Below are 17,631 nucleotides of genomic sequence, written 5' to 3' on the forward strand. Positions count from 1 at the left end.
TGCAATACCTGAGTGATCTGAAATGTCGATTGCTGTAAGCCACCGCGCCAAGAACTATATTTCTAACGACCAGCCAGCCCAGCCGCCGTTTCGATCCAGCCAGCGATGTTGTCCCTGCCATTCTGAGCGGCGAAGTCGTAACGCATGCAGTGCTTGGAAAGGGGGACTACCGCGTTGCTGGTAGGAGCATCGAACCAGAGATCAGCGGCCGGAATGGCATGGGTGTAATCCTCATACCTCACCCACTTTCCGCCCTTGACTTCCGCGAAGAGAATTTTACCGTTGGCGAGATACAGCCCCACCTGATCCAGAGGGTTTGTGCCTTTCACCCCGAGCTGCTTGTCGTTGTTTCTCACGCCATGGATATCAACGATGAGCAGCCCGTTGCCCTTCAGGACACTGCGCACGATCTCGTACCGCACCCACCGCCTGCCGGCGGTGTACTGGCCAGCGAGTACACACGTTACAGAAGTGTTGTTGAGACCGTTGCGAAGGAAGGTCTTCAGCGCTTCATCGCCTTCCCTCTTGGAGGCCTCGAATACACTGCCATCAAAGAAGCCCTGGGCTTCTTGATCCTTGCTGACCACCAGGCAATTCCTGACATTCCAGCATCGCCACACGTCTTCCTGATAATGGAAGGAAAAAAACGTTCTCCGTGCCATCCCTTGCTCCCGTTCGTTAGCACCCCCTGCCCCGGCATCCCAGCCTCAGCGAAGGGCTGCATACGGGGCTGCTGTGGCCATCAAAAGCGAGGCCGTCCAGCAGCGGAGGCTTTGAAATGCAGGGAGACTACCACCAAGCGCTGGAGTTGACATCACTATGATGGCAGCAGGCATGCAAGCGGCTGTAGTGCGGCTGCGGCGGAGGATGGCTATGATCCATCTCTTGAGGTTAGGCAGACCAGGTGCCGATCAGAGCTAACGCTCAGGTGAAGATGCCATGGTCAAGACGCATGAGTAGGTCATAAATCTCGTCATACCCTGAAAGCGTGCACAGCAGGCTGCAGGGGGCTCGACAGCCTAGCCCACGCACAGGCCTCTCCAGCCAGTCTTGCGCGATCTTCGAATTTCCGAATACCTGCAGCGCAATCATCGCGATCTGGTTGTATCGGTTCCTAAAGCAGCGATGCTGACCACTCCATCCAGAAAATGACCAATGAGCGCAGGGCGCGATGATTTTCAGCTCTCTCATCCGCCATCCTCGATAGACCTTTGATCATCCCCGATTGAGGTTTTACGATACCGCTCAGGTAGCGCTGATCCCGATGGCTGTGGCCATAAGCCTGAACCTGGCGACCTGCGCCAGGCCAGCCAGGTAGCCGCCGATGGCTAACGAACGACAACGCCGTGAGTGGCCAGGTCGTCTACCAGCGTCTTACGACGAAGCATTTTGGGGATTTTGAACAGGCTTCTGTAGCTGTAGAAAAAGCAGACAGGGATGAACAAGAGCCCGACTCCGTACGTGGCGGTCGCGATGATCAGACCCGCGGGGATCGCCGCAAGCCCAAACACAACACCCTTCAGAACGCTTGATCTAGCGACCAGCCGCATATGATCTAGGTCATACTCGACCTTTCCGTTACCCTTTTCAAAAGCCACGAGAACAATTGATTTTTTATTCAAATGTTTGTAATACCAAGTTCTCGGGCTGTCAGTCACAATGGCGCCATGACGTTTTAAGTAGTCCAACATCGCCACTTCTTTAAAGTGGAACGTCTTGCCCTCACTATCTTCGCAACGTACATTGTCGTAGATTGAGTCGATATCACCGCTCGCCTTGACGTTGTAGTTCTTGACCGTGAGGGTCATCTTTTTTAGGTCGGACATACCTTTCCTTGAGTAGTGGATGCGAAGGAGCATGGTGAGCAGGGCTGTGCTCACCGATCGGGAATAACTAGTTCAACCGTTGTATACCACCGGTCTTGGCAGGCTTACTCAGTTAACAAAGCCACAGGTTTTCGAGGTAAAAGCTCAGCCGAGCTTTGATAAAACCCAGCGGATAATCAGGCGATGACAATTCACGCACCAATTTGAGAACGCTCCGATAGCTCAGATACAATCACGTAATGATCGAGGCCAGTCATGCTTTGCACTAAGGTGTAACCACCCTCCTGCTTCACCATGCGTAGTTTCGGGGTCACAACGGTCATGCCATCGCTACCGACGCCCGACAGATCGCAATAGACCATTGCCGTGATGCGATCACCCACGCGGGCCGCGTTCATGAGGTACGCGTCAACCGTGACTCCCCAATCGATGCCGGCTGCCTGGACAACTAGCGGTGGAAGTCCGACCAATTCACAAGCACTCACGCTACTCACCATCCCTCAATTGATTTCGATTAATTTGAACGGATCAAATCCGCAGTCCTCACCTGGATAACCACGCTGGTTTGACAGCAGACGGCATCCACCCAGGACAGTGTCGACGGATAAGTGGGTATGGCCGAACGCCCAATAGTCGGCCCGCTCCACCAAGGAGTGCCACCTGTTGTAGTACGCAGCGCTGACATGCCCATCCTGCTCATCGCCCGCTACCTCAGCCATTGGGGCATGGTGAGTGACGACAAATGTTTTCCCCGTGAATGGCCGGCTCAGCTCCTGGCTAAGAAACTCCCGCGTGGCGTGGTTCTTGGCTACGAGGTCGGCCGGCCGCAAGCGCCGATAATTCGAGTCGGCCCTAATCATTTTGAAGTCGTTCATCACCCGGCCGCAGGTCACGGATGCGGCGACCGTATCCCCCGTGGCCGAAAAATCCGTCCATGCAGTACCCACCAAGAATCTGACATTCCCGAAGACCCACGACTCGTTTTCAAGCACGTGAACGTGAGGGGCCGCTGCTGCTCGCATCTTCTCGATTGTTCGATCGATATGCCCTTTGTAGCACTCATGATTCCCAGCGCAGTACACGACTGGAGCTTTGAAGGTCTCATTTGCCCACAAAACCCCACGACTTTGGAGGCTGATATCACCAGCCAACACCACGAGGTCAGCCACCATCTCTGGTGGATGAAAAGGTGTGAACTCGACATGGAGGTCAGAGTAGAGAAGTATCTGCATGATGTTGATGCTCAGGGCCTTGCTGCCCGGCCACGGCTTGCCAGGTCAAAATCTGGCTTGCTTTGCTTCAGGGCTGGATTTCGATTTGGACGTAAATTGAGGAAACGACTGGCTGGGCCGAACGCTGGGGCTGGGCTCGCCGAGTGTAGAGAGTGGATGACTATAGGCATTTGTTTTATACAAAGCAAATGCCGCATATCGTTCCGTTTACACAGGAACGCTTATGTCACTGCGCACATCTTTCGCTGCTGCTCTGCAATTCCTTCGGATGCGCCAAGCTTCGTTGCAGCAGGAACTGGGCCAGGCTGCCGATCAATCATACGTCAGCCGGCTCGAATCCGGCGCCCGATCGGTCACGCTTGAAGTGAGCGATGATCTTGCGAAAGCCCTTGGAGTAGACCCGCTTACGCTCCTCTTGCTGACCTACGCTTCAGAACGAGGCGAAACTCCCCAACAGATTCTGGAACACCTCAGAGAAGACCTAACCGTTTCGGGCTTGTTGACCAGCGAGATCCCTTTACAAGCTTCCAAAGCGCCTCATCCTATGGTTGCTGCGTCAGAAGAGCTGCGACCACAAATCAAAGCGCTCGCAGACCAAGGGCTGGGGCAGACGGAGATTGCCAAGCGACTGGGAATATCCAGGCATACGGTAATCAACCATCTGAAGAAGATGGGTTGATCGCTGAGAAACCCGTAGCGCGAATCACCCGAGCGGACACGTGAAGGTCGCCAGGTCAGCAGCTCCTTGAACCCATCTTAGGGTTGCTGAAATAGCTCTACGTCCGCTGGGTCGTGATGTGGGGTGACCGAGCATGAGAATTGAAGAAACCGAGACGCAGGGCCGCGTCGAACAATGTGATCGCGTTACCTATACGCTTAGATATCTGTGCGAACAGCATCAACCACATTTGGAAGATTGAATGGAGGGTCAGGTATGCAGGGAAACCGGAGTTTCTCGCTGACGCGGGCCTTAAGCAGCGCCGCGTTTTGGCGCCTACTGCATCCTGAGATTCAGTGGATATCATCTAGGGCTATTCGAAGACTTACTATTGGACAGCAGCGATGGACACAAGATGATCCCTTGCATAGATGCGATAGTTGTTTCAGCTTGCTCAACGATTAAAGTTAAAGAACTCTTGAAAACATCAGAACGGTTGCTACAGATCTCTGCAGACCACTGAAAGAATCTGGATAAAAATAGATCACAAAAATCACGGGCATTATTTAGTTCCTTCCCCACTGGCCATGGTGAGTATAATGTTGTACAGGAAAAATTGATTCGACGATTTTTTACGCTTAGCGAGTGCCCTCCCCCCAGGCCTGTGCAAAGAGCTGATGTAGGAGCCCCCCGTTCTGTGCTCTGACGTATCGAGTATTGGAGAACGCGTACGCCTGGCATGGCTACCAGGAAATCAACCCATATCCAGGCATCGCCATGTAAGCAGTCTAGGCAGATAGGGCCCAAAGGTAGTGAGATTTCGGTTAGCAAGCAAAACTTAGTATCCATGCGACCTGTCCTAGCCCCATATATCGATTCGCAGACAGCAGGTCATCCGCACTTCACTTTCCAGTGGAGGCAGTGAATCCCTCGATGAATTGTTGAGCCCTGCTGGAGGCTATTAATGGATGCCATTGCACAAGTCGGCGTGCAATGACTGCAGCATGTTCTGGCGAGAAACCATTGCACGATGAGCCCAAACCATTGGCATCAGCAAATCCAATCGCGCGGCCTATTGCGTCCAACAGAGCCTCAATCACGTTCGACTCATCCGCTGGCAAGACCTCGTAAAGCCAGCCGAGTATAAGTAGCGCGACCCTTCGGTGAGCGATACTGGCTATCAAAGGGCCGAGAGTGAACGTCTGTTGAAACATCGGAAGTTGAAGATAAGCAGCGTCGTTACGCATGTAACGATTGATGAGGCCAAACCTTGGATAGAGCATCAAGCAGATCAGGAATTTCGAGAAATCCCATTCCCAGGACTCGTGAGCGTTGTTGCCCAGCTCGCCCTGAATAGCCTTCATCTCAAAGTTTTTGAGCATGTCCTGTACCGACTGCAAGGACTTGATAGAGCGCACTCCATCTTGAAACCGGGACGCTGAAAGATACCTTTCTTTATGTACAACCTGCATCTGGAAAAATCTCATGGCCATGCTCAGCTTAGGCCCGAACACCTCTGCAGCATCGATCAAAGGCATATTATGACGTGCGCAAATCACTGTACCCACGGCGCACCAATAGTTTAGCGAAGTAGGAAGTTCGCACACACGAACTTGTTCAGTCAAACACTGATAGCAAAACGTGCGCCTGTAAAAGCGCGGTATTAGCCAATTGCTAGGCGGTTGAATAAAATTTGCCCTGAGTTCAGGACTCATGTGTACGGCCTCACACGCCGCATTCGCGAATCTGGAGTTCAGCGAGAAGTCCGGATCGAAATCAGCAGCCGGGGCCGAGGCCAACCACATTTGGCTGAGTTCCTCACGCCCAAGCGGCGTGTATCTAGAAACCCTACTCTGCCTGTAAAGCCAGCACGATAGAAGTTCTCCCTCGATCGGTAAGCAATCGATGCAGACCGTCATCTACTTTTACCTTTATACAGGTACACCGGGTATGCTATATGAGCGTCAGCGATGCAGCCTTCACCGCTTGTGGGGGTGATACTTCACCAATCAACGTGGACATATCGGGCGACCGAGGACAGTAGAAGGAGAAAGGTTAGCCATCCAGCCGTACCGAAAACTGCCTGGATGGCCTGTACATTTCATTGCCGGAAAAAAGATAATGTTCTTTTCATTGCCGGAAAAAAGATTTCTGTTTTCCGGTAATAGAGCGACATTCTCGCTAACTACCTGTAATCTCTAAATATTCTTATTGTCCGCTTAGATTTCAACGTTCACATCTCGAAAATCAGAAGATTGACCCACATTCATAATCCACCTCTCGACATCGGCGCTCACTAACGGCTTGGACTGTTTCCGGCTCACACGCTCGCTACCAGAATTTTCCTAACGTCCAAGCGAGGGAGATGCCGGGCCGGAGCTTTGCAGCTGCGGCCCGGCTGATATCGACGGACACGTCGCCCAGGTTAAAGCACATTCTCCGTTGCAACCCGCTTGATCGCGGGGGCCGACCCGACATCTCTGACAGGGTTGTCGCCCGGCGCCTTCAGGTCCTTGGCAAACGTCCCATCCACCTCCCCCTTGAAAAAGTTCTTGCCGTAGATCAGCAAGCACAACACAACGCCAATTCCAAATGCCCAGCTCGCGCCTTTGATCGCCAGCACCGCGCCAATCACGCCCGCGATGCCCAGGTCACGCTGGCTTCGGGCTTCGAGAATGCCCAGGCGTACGCTAACGTACCCTTGGATCAGCAGCGTCAGTGACAAGGCGACACCGAGAATCGGCTGTACCAGCGTGACGACCGGCAACAACAGTAGACCGCTGTTGGTACCCCAGCGGAACGACCCGACGCCGCCAATGATCGACTTCATTGCCTTCGGTCCACCTTTGAAACGCTCGATCACCACCACCAGCATCGCGGCCCATTTTGGCCCGCACATGGCGACATCGGGACCAAAGATGCTCATGAACGCGTTGCGCGCGCCGAAGATCAGGTGAGCGCGATCGGCGTTGTAGTCGACGACTTCGTCGGTGCGCACGGTTTCTGCCTCATCAAGGAGCGATTTGGCGCTGAGCACGTCGCCGAACACGATGATGTAGGCCGCCAGCATGGTTGGCAACGCTGAGATGAACATGGAGACTGGCGGCATGCCCAGACCGAAGACGGTGTAGTCATTCCACAATCCGGCAAAGTCCGGTTGGCTGATTCCCCACTGAATCGTCGGCCATGGCGCCTCACCAAACAACGGTGCAATCACCACCGCCAGCAGGATGATCGGCAGGATGCCGAGCTTGGCGAAGTTCCACCAGAAGCGGTTGCGTTGCTTGAGCTCGTTGAAGTGCTGGGAAAAGATCAGGTAGAAGGCTATGCCCACCGCAATGGAGATGGTCCAGGGCAGTACATTGAATTTCCCGCCCACCTGGAACACCGCGATCACGGCACTCAAGCCAGCCCCGACGATGATGCCGGACTTGATTGCCGAGGGCACGAATTCCACAACCTTTTTCGCCATTCCAGTCGCCCCCAGGGCAATTGAAAATACGCCAAGCATCAGTTGGAAGGCTATCAAGGCATGGACACGCTCCGGGCCCATTGGGAACTGCGCGCAGTAAGCCATCAACAGAGGAACCGCCGGCGTGATCCAGCCAGGAACGGTCGGGTCACCGAGCAAATGGTGCGCCAGGTAAAGCAAGCCGTTGAGCATCACCACGGCAAGCGCGACTTCGAAAGGCATGCCCAGCAGTTCGGTCATCAGCGGGATCGCGGCCAGGTCCACGGCACACATCAACAAGCCTTGGAGGTAGTCTGGAAGTTCGAATTTGTAATGGAGAAACGGCAACCGGACCTTGAAAGGACCGAGCGGGATGTATGGACTTTCGCCCCGCTGCGCAGGAGTGTCAGACATTGGGTTCACCTGTGTTATTGGTCTTGTAGTGACGGGCGCACGCTCCGGGAAACCGGAGCCATGGCTTTATGGATCAGTAGGCGGCGCGATAGATCTTCTCGATATCGGCGGCCGTCAGCTTGCGCGGGTTGTTGCGCATCAAACGGTCGATCTTGCTGGCCTCCTCCGCCATCGCTGGGATGGCCTCTTCGGGCACGTTGAAACTGCGCAGCCCGGAGGGAATATCAACGCCAGCACACAGATCCGCCATGGCTTTCACAGCCTGGTCCGCTGCGTCCCTGTCGCTCAGGTTCGCGACGCGCACGTCCATGGCTTCGGCGATGTCACGGAAACGCTCGACGCAAGCCGTCTTGTTCCACTCCATTACGTACGGCAGCAGCAAGGCGTTGCTGACGCCATGGGCGATGTTGAACCGTCCGCCGAGCGGGTACGCCAGCGCATGCACCGCCCCTACCCCCGCGTTGCCAAACGCCATGCCGGCCATCAGGCTCGCGGTGGCCATGTCTTCCCGGGCTTGCAGGTTGGTTGGGTTGGCATAAGCCTTCGGCAGCGCCTTGCTGATCAACTTGATCGCACCGAGCGCGATGGCATCGGTGATTGGCGAAGCGTTGACTGAAAGATAGGACTCGACCGCATGCACCAGCGCATCGACGCCACTGGCCGCCGTCACACTGCGTGGGCAGGTCAACGTCATGGTCGGACTGACAAGCGCCACGTCCGGTAGCAGGTAGTCACTGACGATGCCTTTTTTCAGCTGTGCTTGCTTGTCGGAGAAAATCGCGACGTTGGTCACTTCCGAACCTGTGCCGGCAGTTGTCGGGATAGCAATCAAGGGCGGGCCCTTGCGTTTCACCAAATCGACACCGAACAGTTCCGTCAGCGGACCTGCATGACCGGCATACGCCGCGACGCCCTTGGCAATATCGATGGCACTGCCGCCACCCACCGCAATCAATCCGTCGTGTCCACCCTCGCGATAGGCGCGAGTGCACTCCTCCACGATGGCCACCTCAGGCTCCGGTTTGACCTGGTCGAAAACGCCGTAGTGACGATCACCGAGTTGCGCCAGCGCCAGGTCCACAGTGCCGGAGTTCACCAGGACGGTGTCCGTGACGATCAGTGGGTTCTTGATCTCAAGGCGCGTCAGCTCAGCGCAAAGCTGCTCGATTGCGCCGGGTCCGGTGATTAATTTATTGGCGATTTTGAAAGAAGAAATGTTCATCGGGCTCGTCCAGTTGATGTTGTTTTATGGAAGACGTGCCAAATGGGATAGCGAAAGACGTGCCAATGCCCTGGAAGCCCCGTCCTACGGGACTTTGCGTGGATTATGGGCTTTTTTACCGGTGAGCTCCGATTAGTTTTCTGATCGTTTTACCCTACATTGATCAGAATCCTAATCAGACTGTTCCCAGCGTTTCATTTTCTGCACCACAGTCGCCTGGCTCACCCCTAACGCCTTGGCCGCAAGGCGCGTGGTCTTGTGCGCAAGCAGCGCGGCGCGAATCGCGCTGCGCTCGGCATTTTCCAATACCTTGCGCAGTGGCAGCCCCGCGTCATTGGTTTTCGACGGATTAAGGTTGAGGATCTCTTCCGGCATATCAAGCGCCTCGACAGTCCCGCTCTGATTGGTCACCACCAGCCGTTCGACGACATTGATCAACTCGCGAATGTTGCCGGGCCAGGCGTATTCGCACATCAAGTCGAGGGCATCCAGACTCCACTGGACCTGGCGTTCATAACGAACGTTGAATCGGTCGAGGTAGTAACGCAGGAGTGGCGCAATCTCCTCCCGACGTTCGCGCAGTGCCGGTATGTGAATCGGCACCACGTTGAGCCGGTAATACAAATCAGCCCGAAAATGCCCCTCCGTCACCCGCTGCTTGAGGTCATGGTGGGTGGCGCTGATGATGCGCACATCCACCTCCTTCAATTCCAGGCCGCCGACAGGAATGAAGCGGTTTTCTTCGATGACCTTGAGCAGCTTGACCTGCACCGGCAGCGGAAGATCACCAATCTCATCTAGAAACAACGTGCCGTGATGCGCCAGTTCCAGCAGGCCACGCTTGCCTTTGGGACCTGCGCCAGTGAACGCCCCAGGTGCATAGCCAAACAGCTCGGCTTCGATCAGATTCTCGGGCAGCGCGCCGCAGTTGAGCGCGAGGAAGGGTTCGCTGGCACGGGGGCTGGCGTTATGGATGAATTGCGCGACGAGGGTCTTCCCGACGCCGGTTTCGCCTTGAAGCAACACCTTCACCGAGCTGCTCGCAACCTGCCGGGCCAGCGAAAGGACGCGGCCGGAAACCTCCTGATCGGCCATGAGCGGAGAACGCAGCAGATTGTCCCGTTGCCCGGCATGAAGCTTGGCGGTGCTGTTGCGCAGTTGTTTGAGCTGTTGCAACTCATCGCGCTCGTGTTTCATGCGCAGCAGTTCAGTCATGTCGCGTACGGTGCTGACCACGTATGAAATTCGCTTTCCAGCGTCGAGAATTGGCGTGGCGCTGACGAGCAATTTCTTGCCATGGCTCAGGCTCTGCATCACCGATACCGGCCGACCACCCTGTAACACGCGCAATGTGGCCGATTGCGAGATGACGCCCTCCTTCACCAGCTCCTGCATGGATCGACCGACGAGATCCGCACCACTTAGCCCGGTCAGGCGCTCATAGGCTTGATTTACTTTTAGCGTCTTGCCGTCGCCATCCGTGATGTAGACGCCGTCATGGAGAGCGTTGAGCAGTTCTTCGAAGCTGGCGTCATTGACGTTCACCGGGGAGGTTCCTTCAGGGGGAGCTGTCATATGCAGAGGGTACATTCTTGCAAAACCCCGCCTGCGAGAAAATCGCTTCCCTGGAACAAGCCCTGAAATGCGCGGGTCTTTCGGTTTGCGCGATTACACGGAACCGAAATCGTGTGTTGTTCCGATACTGAGCCAGCCTACTCCACCGCCTCAACCACCCCCTGATCCTCCCCCAGGAAACCGCCACTCTGGTGATGCCACAATCGCGCATAGGTCCCGTTCTTCCCGAGCAGCTCGGCGTGGGTGCCCTGCTCGATGATGCGGCCTTCATCCATGACGATGAGCCGGTCCATGGCCGCGATCGTCGACAGCCGATGGGCAATGGCGATCACGGTCTTGCCCTTCATCATTTCATCGAGGCTTTCCTGGATGGCGACCTCGACTTCTGAATCCAGTGCGCTGGTGGCTTCGTCAAGCAGCAGGATCGGGGCGTTCTTGAGCATCACCCGGGCAATGGCGATGCGTTGTCGCTGGCCTCCCGAAAGCTTGATCCCACGCTCCCCAACCAGGGTGTCGTAGCCGCAATGACCTTGCTTGTCACTCAGTTGGCTGATGAATCCATCGGCTTGAGCGCTGATCGCGGCGCTGCGGATCTGCGCGTCGGTTGCATCGGGGCGGCCATAGGCGATGTTGTCGCGGATGGAGCGGTGCAACAGCGACGTGTCCTGGGTGACCATGCCGATGGCACTGCGCAAGCTGTCCTGGGTGACGTGGGCGATATTCTGCCCATCGATCCGAATCTCGCCGCTGTCCACGTCGTAGAAACGCAGCAGCAGATTGAGCAGCGTGGATTTCCCGGCGCCGGAACGGCCTACCAGGCCAATCTTTTCTCCCGGGCGGATGCTCAGGCTCAGACCATCGAGCACCTGGCGTTCGCCGTTATAGTTGAAGCGCACCTTGTCGAAGGTCACCGCGCCGCCCGTGGTGACCAGCACGCCGGCGTCTGGCGCATCCTGCACCTTGGGGCCGCGGGTCAGGGTCGCCATGCCATCCTGCACCGTGCCGATGTTCTCGAACAGCGAGGTCATTTGCCACATGATCCAGTGCGACATGCCATTGATGCGCAACGCCATGGCGGTAATCGCCGCGACGGCACCGGTGCCGACTTCGCCTTGGTGCCATAGCCAAAGGGCATAACCGCCCGAGCCCATGATCAACCCGACCACCAAGGCCTGGTTGACGATCTCGAACTGGCTGACCAAGCGCATCTGGCGAAAGCCGGTTTGCTTGAAATCCTCCATGGCGGCGCGCGCAAAATGCGCTTCGCGCTTGGAGTGGGAGAACAGCTTTACCGTGGTGATGTTGGTGTAGGCGTCTGAAACTCGCCCGGTCATCGACGACCGCGCATTGGCCTGTTCCTGCCCTACTTTCTCCAGGCGCGGCACGAAGTAGCGCATGGCGACACCGAACAAGACCATCCAGGCAATGAAAGGCAGCATCAGTTTCAGGTCAAAACCGCCTGCCAGGGCGATGATCGCGATGAAGTACACGCCGATCCCGGGAACGATCTCGATGATGGTGAACAGCACCTCACGCACCGACAGCGCCGTCTGCATCACTTTGGTGGTGACCCGGCCGGAAAACTCATCCGAAAAGAACGACAGGCTTTGCCTCAGCATCAGCCGGTGAAAATCCCAGCGCAGGCGCAACGGCAAATTGATCGCTAGAATCTGGTGCTGCACCATCGTGCGCAACGCGACCAGCCCAACGCTGGCCACCAGGATGATGCCGATGCCCCACAGCACCCGACTCTCTTGCGCTGCCGCATCGCCGCCTGCCTGCCAGGTCGAGAGCAAGTCCACGACCTGACCGAGGAAAGAAAACAGCCAGGCTTCGTAGATCGACACACCGGCACTGAGCAGCGCGAATGCGAGAATGTAACCGCGTGCGCCTCGCGTGCAAGCCCACAGGAACCGCGCCAGACCGTCGGGTGGCGGGGGGACTTCATCGGGTGGGAAAGGGTCTAGCCGTTGTTCAAATAGGCGAAGCATGGTGATTTCCAAAACGATCTGACGCATAGATAGTCGCATTTAAAGGATGCGTTGAGGGTTTTGGACGCGCAGACAGTGCCGTTTGCTCAGAATTTTTACCCGCAGAGGGCCGGAATTTCTCCGGCTCCCGCTGAAATACGAAAAATGAAGAAAAACGCCATGCCCTTGGACGAGTTCCTGCATGACGTTCTTGAATTGCTCGAAATCGACTCCACAGGTACTTGTCGTCGAGCGCGCCAAGCCATTACGGTTTGCCGAATCCAACGGCTCACATGACGAGATTCTAAGTTTGCTGGCCGGATACAGGCCGGCGCAGGAATGATGAAACTTGCAGACTGTCCACAAGCGAGGTGACTGAAATGAAAATCGGAATTATCGGCGCAGGCAACATTGGGGCGACCCTTGCCCGCAAACTCGCGGCGTGCGGCCATGACGTCAAACTGGCGAACTCGAAAGACCCTCAAAGCATCCAGAAACTTGCCAGCGAAATCGGCGTGCATGCCGTGACCAAGGATGATGCGGTGTCTGGCGTGGACGCTGTAATCCTGTCGATTCCATTTGCTAGATACCCTGACCTCAAGCAGACGTTGAGCAATGCTTCCCCGAAGACCGTCGTCATCGATACTTCCAATTACTATCCGGGTCGTGACGGGGCAATCAAGGAAGTTGAGGACGGCAAGCCCGAGAGCGTCTGGGTGAGCGAACAGCTTGGTCGCCCGGTGGTCAAGGCATGGAATGCCCTGCTCGCCGCCACGCTTGCCGACAAAGGCCAGCCGACGGAAGCTTCAACGCGCATCGCGATACCCGTGGCTGGGAACGATGCCGCCGCTGTGGCGCTAGCGCAGGATCTTGTCGAGCAGACAGGCTTTACCGCTTTTGCCGCCGGTAGCCTCGAAGCCTCATGGCGTCAGCAGCCAGGCACACCGGCTTACTGCACTGAATTGACGCTGCCGGAGCTGGAAACGGCGCTGGACGCGGCAGAAAAGGCACGGGCACCGCAAAACCGCGACGCACTGATCGCCAGGTTCATGGATCCCGGCAGTCAGCTTACCCATGAGCAGATTGTGGCCCTGAATCGCACGATGACAGCCTGACTTGCTAGCCGGTCGTAACCCGGCGCAACGGAGCCCGCTGGACCGGCCTCTGCTGCCAATCAAGCTGCGCCTGGACCATGGCCACCGCATCCAGCACCTTCTGCGCCCAGCCTTCATCCTCCGGATGCACCACGACAACGCGAAACCCGTGGTCATCCCCTTCAATCTGCACACCCTCGGAATCATCGACGTGCAAGTCGATATCGAACGCCGGCGGGTACTTGGAGGGTGAGTTGGACAGCCCATGTGTCGTCAGGGCGCGGTTGTGGAGCACGCTGTTGACGACACCGTCGACGCGGATGCCGTACAGCAGCAGCCAACGCCTGATGTAGGACGGCGTGCGCCCAGACGATGTGTAGACCCAGATACTGCAACCCTGGCGACGCAGCTCCCGGATCAGCGAGCGCGTACCCATGCGCAGCGGCTCTCCCAGCCAGCGGTGAACACAGGCCGGCAACCGGCTTCGCTCGACATCGCAGTGGTGGAGTTGGCAGGCGAGCGTGTCGTCGATGTCGAACGAAATGCGTATGCGCTGGCGTAGGAGCAGCCGCGTCGGATTGACGCTGCGGATAGCCTGCCCTACCCGGCCACCTAAGGTTTTGCATCCGGCGAGCACCAGAGCCCTGCTCATCAGTGGCGGCCCTGTGAGACGGGCAAGGATTTGCCCTCGAGGAAAAATTTCATTGGGTCCGGTGCCTGTTCTTCGAGGAACGCTGCGTATTTCTTCTTGATCTTGGGCAATTCATACAAAGCCTTGACGCCATGCTTGGCGGAGTTGCGTATGACCGAGGACGGATTGAAGTAGCCCTCGGCGTTTTCCAAAGACAGCACAAAAGGAGGAAGCCCCGCGCGCATGAGCAGATAGCTGACGATGAGCGACCCACTGCGGTTGTTGCCCTCGATGAACAACTGCGGCTTGCTGAGAATGCGTACATAGACGCCGGCCGCACGCTTCCACACCGACTCACTGCGATACGCGCAATACCAGTTGTACAAGTCCTTGATGCCGCCCTCAACGTTGTTGAAGAAATGCGCCTCGGTCGCCGCCAGGTGCTGGGCGTATTCCAGCCGGCGTACGGGGTCTCGGCCACACAGCACCGTGGCGTTGATCTCGAGCATCAGGTTCAGTTGCTGGAGATCGAACAGGTCGACGCCGCGGGCCACATAGTCGTCAATCAGCCCATAGCCTTCAAGCACATTTTGCAGCACTTCATCCGTCAGGGGGTCCCGCGGCTCCGTGAAGTGCCGGCTCAGCGCGGCGAAGCTCTTTTGCACTTCGCGCAGTGCGCGCTCAATCGCAGGCAAATCAAGGCGATGCGTAGCAGGCATTGGTGCTCCTTGGAAACGCTTGGTAAATGTCTACCGGATGCCCGCCAAATCCATTTGGCTTCTGCAGGGATGCGGCCTCGACCGGGGATGTGGCTCAGCTGAACTTGCCGCTGATGTAATCGCCGGTCATCTGTTCACGGGGGTTATCGAAAATCTGCGTCGTCGGGCCCATCTCCACCAGATAGCCGGTGCGTGTGCCCTGGGAGATGTCCACCGAGAAAAAAGCTGTGGTATCTGCGACGCGGATGGCTTGCTGCATGTTGTGAGTCACCAGCGCGATGGTGTAGTCCTTTTTCAACTCGACCATCAGTTCCTCGACCCGCCGGGTAGCGATCGGGTCGAGCGCCGAACAGGGTTCATCCAGCAGCAACACTTCCGGCTCGGTGGCGATGGCGCGGGCAATGCACAGCCGTTGTTGCTGACCACCGGAGAGCGACAGGCCGCTGACCTTGAGCTTGTCCTTGACCTCGTCCCACAGCGCCGCGCCTTGCAGCGCATGCTTGACCCGGTCGCCAATGTCACCTTTATAGCGATTGAGGCGCAGGCCGAACGCGACGTTGTCGAAGATGCTCATCGAGAACGGGTTCGGCTGTTGGAACACCATGCCGATATAACGGCGCACCACCACCGGGTCGACACCCTTGCCGTAGACGTCCTGGCCAAGAAAATGCACGTGGCCCTCGAAGCGGAACCCCTTCACCAGATCGTTCATCCGGTTGAGGCTGCGCAGCACGGTGCTCTTGCCGCAGCCGGATGGGCCGATGAAGCCGGTGATCTTGTTTTTCTCGATCGGTACGTGGCTGTCACGCACCGCCATGAAGTTGCCATAGAAAATCTTGTCCAGTTTGCAGTCCATGACTACAGGCGCCTGGGTGACAAACGGAGCGGCTATTTGCGCAGTGGATACGTTCAAGATCAGATGCTCCCGTTCTCAATACTTGGGCTTGCCGAAAATACGGCTGATGATGTTCACGACCAGCACGATCATCACCAGCACCAACGAGGCCGCCCAGGCGAGCTCCAGTTGGTTGTCGAAAGGCATGCCGGAAAAGTTGTAGATCAGCACGGCAAGCGATGCCGTCGGATTCATGACCTCCAGGTTGCCTTGGTGGTAGATCCAGTAGTTGCTGAACAGCGCGGTAAACAGCAACGGCGCGGTTTCGCCGGCGGCGCGCGCTACCGCCAGCATCACGCCGGTGAGGATCGCGGGCATGCCGGTGGGCAAGATGATTTTCCAGATCACCTGCGAGCGGGTGCAGCCCATGCCATAGGCGGCGTCTTTCATGATCTTGGGCACCATCCGCATCGACTCTTCCGCCGTCAGCACGACGATAGGCAGCATCAGCACCGCCAGCGCCACGCCACCGGCCGGTGCCGAATACGTGCCGGTGGTCATCACCACCAGGGCATAAGCGAAGACACCGGCAAGAATCGATGGCAGACCCGTGAGCATCTTGGCCGCAAAACGCGCGGCGTTTGCCAGTTTGCTGTCCGGCCCCAGCTCTGCGAGGAAGATCGCTGCCATGATGCCGACGGGCACCGCGATGGCCGCCGCGATACCCACCATTACGAAGGTGCCTGCCATGGCGTTGCCGAAGCCGCCGCCCATCTCGAAGCCAGTCGGTGGCAGCTCGGTGAACACTTCCAGGTTCAAGCGCGCACCGCCGCGGGTGATCAGCATGTACAGCACCGAAATCAGCGGTACGCTTGCCAGCAGTGCCCCCGCCCAGACCAGGGTGGTCAAGATCAGGCTGCGCAGGGCCCGGCCCTCGAACCTGCGTTGCAGGCTGGGCATCGCGCCCGCTGGAGCCGTCAAATCTGTTGCAGCAGTGAGATCAGTCATCACTTGTTACCCCGTTGGGCGTACATCATGATCATCGAACCGATGATGTTCACCAGCAGCGTGATGAACATCAGCACCAGCGCGGCATACATCAACACCTCGATCTCGTTCGGCCCGGCCTCGGGGAAGTTCAGCGCCAACAGCGCCGCGAGGGTATTGGCCGGTGCGAACAGCGAGAGCGAAAGCGTGTTGGCGTTACCGACCAGCATGGCCAGCGCCATCGTTTCACCCAGCGCCCGGCCCAAGCCAAGGACCAGCGAGCCGAAGATGCCGGTTGCGGCAGACGGCACCATCACCTTGAGAATCGCTTCCCAGTGGGTGGTGCCCATGCCGTAGGCGGCCTGCTTGGTTTTCATCGGTACGGCCGTGAGCGCATCCTGGGAAACGGCGGCAATGGTTGGCAGGATCATGATGGCCAGCACCAGCGCCGCAGGGAGCAGCCCCGGCCCGCTCAAGGAAGTGCCAAAGAACGGGATCCAGCCCAGTTCGCTGTTCAACCAAGTCGTCAGCGGACGGATCGCAGGGATGACCACGTAGATGCCCCATAGGCCGTAGACGACGCTGGGGATAGCCGCGAGCAGTTCGACGATGGTGCGAAAAATGGCGGCGAGCTTGGGGGGCAGAAAGTCCTGGGTCAGGAAAATCGCCATGCTGACGCCGAAGAAACCTGCAATGAGCAATGCGATCAAGGCGCTGTAGAGCGTGCCCCAGATCGCCGGGAGGATGCCGTATTTACCTTGGTTAACGTCCCAGACAGTGCCGAAAAGCACATCCGTGCCATGCTTCTCCATGCCCGGAAGCGCCTTGCGCCCCACCTCGAACACCAGCGCGAATACCAGCGCCAGGATCAGAACCACCCCTATGCGTGCAAGCGCACGGAAGGTGCGATCAACCAGGAAGTCCTTCGCCGATGGTGGTTGGCAGGCAGAGTCCGGATTAACCGGTACGACAAAAGGTTTGTTCATTGGCTAAGTCCGAACAAGGGAAAAGCTCTCC

Annotated in this window: 17 protein-coding genes; 2 read left to right on the forward strand and 15 right to left on the reverse strand. The window is 57.3% G+C overall.

The features are described from left to right. Positions 1 to 62: 62 nt before the first annotated feature. The 5 genes from J3P90_RS13375 to J3P90_RS13395 form a co-directional block, all read right to left on the reverse strand. Positions 63 to 662 (reverse strand): TIR domain-containing protein, encoded by a 600-nt coding sequence (locus J3P90_RS13375; protein ID WP_145015869.1) that lies wholly within the window; start codon positions 660 to 662, stop codon positions 63 to 65. 262 nt (positions 663 to 924) lie between these two features. Next, complete coding sequence (locus J3P90_RS13380; protein WP_145015867.1) at positions 925 to 1,191, reverse strand: antitoxin Xre/MbcA/ParS toxin-binding domain-containing protein; 267 nt, start codon at positions 1,189 to 1,191, stop codon at positions 925 to 927. A gap of 137 nt (positions 1,192 to 1,328) precedes the next feature. After that, on the reverse strand, positions 1,329 to 1,826 hold the full coding sequence (locus J3P90_RS13385; protein ID WP_304997357.1) for a hypothetical protein: 498 nt from the start codon (positions 1,824 to 1,826) through the stop codon (positions 1,329 to 1,331). Positions 1,827 to 2,017: 191 nt separating this feature from the next. Further along, entirely contained in the window at positions 2,018 to 2,224 is a 207-nt protein-coding gene (locus tag J3P90_RS13390; RefSeq protein WP_306108833.1) for a hypothetical protein, read from the reverse strand. 102 nt (positions 2,225 to 2,326) lie between these two features. Next, complete coding sequence (locus J3P90_RS13395; protein WP_145015861.1) at positions 2,327 to 3,058, reverse strand: metallophosphoesterase; 732 nt, start codon at positions 3,056 to 3,058, stop codon at positions 2,327 to 2,329. A gap of 223 nt (positions 3,059 to 3,281) precedes the next feature. On the opposite strand from J3P90_RS13395, the gene J3P90_RS13400 reads away from it, so the two are divergent. After that, complete coding sequence (locus J3P90_RS13400) at positions 3,282 to 3,737, forward strand: helix-turn-helix domain-containing protein (RefSeq protein WP_145015859.1); 456 nt, start codon at positions 3,282 to 3,284, stop codon at positions 3,735 to 3,737. Positions 3,738 to 4,618: 881 nt separating this feature from the next. Here J3P90_RS13400 and J3P90_RS13405 read toward each other — a convergent pair. The 5 genes from J3P90_RS13405 to J3P90_RS13425 all read right to left on the reverse strand — a co-directional run bounded on the left by J3P90_RS13405 (position 4,619) and on the right by J3P90_RS13425 (position 12,369). Next, positions 4,619 to 5,254, reverse strand: coding sequence for a hypothetical protein (locus J3P90_RS13405; RefSeq protein ID WP_434674845.1), 636 nt, complete (start codon positions 5,252 to 5,254; stop codon positions 4,619 to 4,621). An 887-nt stretch (positions 5,255 to 6,141) separates the two neighbouring features. Next, on the reverse strand, positions 6,142 to 7,581 hold the full coding sequence (locus J3P90_RS13410; protein ID WP_434674846.1) for a hypothetical protein: 1,440 nt from the start codon (positions 7,579 to 7,581) through the stop codon (positions 6,142 to 6,144). 73 nt (positions 7,582 to 7,654) lie between these two features. After that, entirely contained in the window at positions 7,655 to 8,803 is a 1,149-nt protein-coding gene (locus J3P90_RS13415) for an iron-containing alcohol dehydrogenase (protein WP_434564043.1), read from the reverse strand. 171 nt (positions 8,804 to 8,974) lie between these two features. After that, the gene (locus J3P90_RS13420; RefSeq protein WP_434674847.1) at positions 8,975 to 10,348 is read right to left on the reverse strand and encodes a sigma-54 interaction domain-containing protein; all 1,374 of its coding nucleotides are present in this window, start codon (positions 10,346 to 10,348) and stop codon (positions 8,975 to 8,977) included. 167 nt (positions 10,349 to 10,515) lie between these two features. Then, positions 10,516 to 12,369: an ABC transporter ATP-binding protein gene (locus J3P90_RS13425; protein ID WP_434674848.1), complete on the reverse strand. Its 1,854-nt coding sequence runs from the start codon at positions 12,367 to 12,369 to the stop codon at positions 10,516 to 10,518. Between the two features lie 359 nt (positions 12,370 to 12,728). Here J3P90_RS13425 and J3P90_RS13430 point away from each other — a divergent pair, with 359 nt between their 5' ends. After that, complete coding sequence (locus tag J3P90_RS13430; RefSeq protein ID WP_434674849.1) at positions 12,729 to 13,463, forward strand: NADPH-dependent F420 reductase; 735 nt, start codon at positions 12,729 to 12,731, stop codon at positions 13,461 to 13,463. A 4-nt stretch (positions 13,464 to 13,467) separates the two neighbouring features. Here the strand turns inward: J3P90_RS13430 and J3P90_RS13435 are convergent, their stop codons facing one another. The 5 genes from J3P90_RS13435 to pstC form a co-directional block, all read right to left on the reverse strand. Continuing rightward, a complete protein-coding gene (locus J3P90_RS13435; protein WP_434674850.1) occupies positions 13,468 to 14,094 on the reverse strand; it encodes a hypothetical protein in 627 nt (208 codons plus the stop codon). After that, on the reverse strand, positions 14,094 to 14,792 hold the full coding sequence (locus tag J3P90_RS13440; RefSeq protein WP_420763963.1) for a hypothetical protein: 699 nt from the start codon (positions 14,790 to 14,792) through the stop codon (positions 14,094 to 14,096). Before J3P90_RS13440 ends, J3P90_RS13435 begins: the two co-directional genes overlap by 1 nt. Before the next feature lie 94 nt (positions 14,793 to 14,886). After that, positions 14,887 to 15,648 (reverse strand): phosphate ABC transporter ATP-binding protein PstB, encoded by a 762-nt coding sequence (pstB, locus tag J3P90_RS13445; protein ID WP_025214260.1) that lies wholly within the window; start codon positions 15,646 to 15,648, stop codon positions 14,887 to 14,889. A gap of 75 nt (positions 15,649 to 15,723) precedes the next feature. Beyond that, entirely contained in the window at positions 15,724 to 16,635 is a 912-nt protein-coding gene (pstA, locus tag J3P90_RS13450; protein ID WP_039588462.1) for a phosphate ABC transporter permease PstA, read from the reverse strand. After that, on the reverse strand, positions 16,635 to 17,600 hold the full coding sequence (pstC, locus tag J3P90_RS13455) for a phosphate ABC transporter permease subunit PstC (RefSeq protein WP_420763964.1): 966 nt from the start codon (positions 17,598 to 17,600) through the stop codon (positions 16,635 to 16,637). Before pstC ends, pstA begins: the two co-directional genes overlap by 1 nt. Positions 17,601 to 17,631: the final 31 nt, after the last annotated feature.

Origin of the sequence: Pseudomonas sp. D3-10 (assembly GCF_051132175.1) — a bacterium.
Taxonomy (GTDB): domain Bacteria; phylum Pseudomonadota; class Gammaproteobacteria; order Pseudomonadales; family Pseudomonadaceae; genus Aquipseudomonas.

Bases quoted from the DNA above. Each gene is read 5' to 3' on its own strand.
- pstB (WP_025214260.1), bottom strand. From the start codon at position 15,648: ATGGACTGCAAACTGGACAAGATTTTCTATGGCAACTTCATGGCGGTG.
- J3P90_RS13375 (WP_145015869.1), bottom strand. From the start codon at position 662: ATGGCACGGAGAACGTTTTTTTCCTTCCATTATCAGGAAGACGTGTGG.
- J3P90_RS13415 (WP_434564043.1), bottom strand. From the start codon at position 8,803: ATGAACATTTCTTCTTTCAAAATCGCCAATAAATTAATCACCGGACCC.
- J3P90_RS13390 (WP_306108833.1), bottom strand. From the start codon at position 2,224: ATGAACGCGGCCCGCGTGGGTGATCGCATCACGGCAATGGTCTATTGC.
- J3P90_RS13410 (WP_434674846.1), bottom strand. From the start codon at position 7,581: ATGTCTGACACTCCTGCGCAGCGGGGCGAAAGTCCATACATCCCGCTC.
- J3P90_RS13440 (WP_420763963.1), bottom strand. From the start codon at position 14,792: ATGCCTGCTACGCATCGCCTTGATTTGCCTGCGATTGAGCGCGCACTG.
- pstA (WP_039588462.1), bottom strand. From the start codon at position 16,635: ATGACTGATCTCACTGCTGCAACAGATTTGACGGCTCCAGCGGGCGCG.
- J3P90_RS13405 (WP_434674845.1), bottom strand. From the start codon at position 5,254: ATGCCTTTGATCGATGCTGCAGAGGTGTTCGGGCCTAAGCTGAGCATG.
- J3P90_RS13425 (WP_434674848.1), bottom strand. From the start codon at position 12,369: ATGCTTCGCCTATTTGAACAACGGCTAGACCCTTTCCCACCCGATGAA.
- J3P90_RS13400 (WP_145015859.1), top strand. From the start codon at position 3,282: ATGTCACTGCGCACATCTTTCGCTGCTGCTCTGCAATTCCTTCGGATG.
- pstC (WP_420763964.1), bottom strand. From the start codon at position 17,600: ATGAACAAACCTTTTGTCGTACCGGTTAATCCGGACTCTGCCTGCCAA.
- J3P90_RS13385 (WP_304997357.1), bottom strand. From the start codon at position 1,826: ATGTCCGACCTAAAAAAGATGACCCTCACGGTCAAGAACTACAACGTC.
- J3P90_RS13380 (WP_145015867.1), bottom strand. From the start codon at position 1,191: ATGAGAGAGCTGAAAATCATCGCGCCCTGCGCTCATTGGTCATTTTCT.
- J3P90_RS13395 (WP_145015861.1), bottom strand. From the start codon at position 3,058: ATGCAGATACTTCTCTACTCTGACCTCCATGTCGAGTTCACACCTTTT.
- J3P90_RS13430 (WP_434674849.1), top strand. From the start codon at position 12,729: ATGAAAATCGGAATTATCGGCGCAGGCAACATTGGGGCGACCCTTGCC.
- J3P90_RS13435 (WP_434674850.1), bottom strand. From the start codon at position 14,094: ATGAGCAGGGCTCTGGTGCTCGCCGGATGCAAAACCTTAGGTGGCCGG.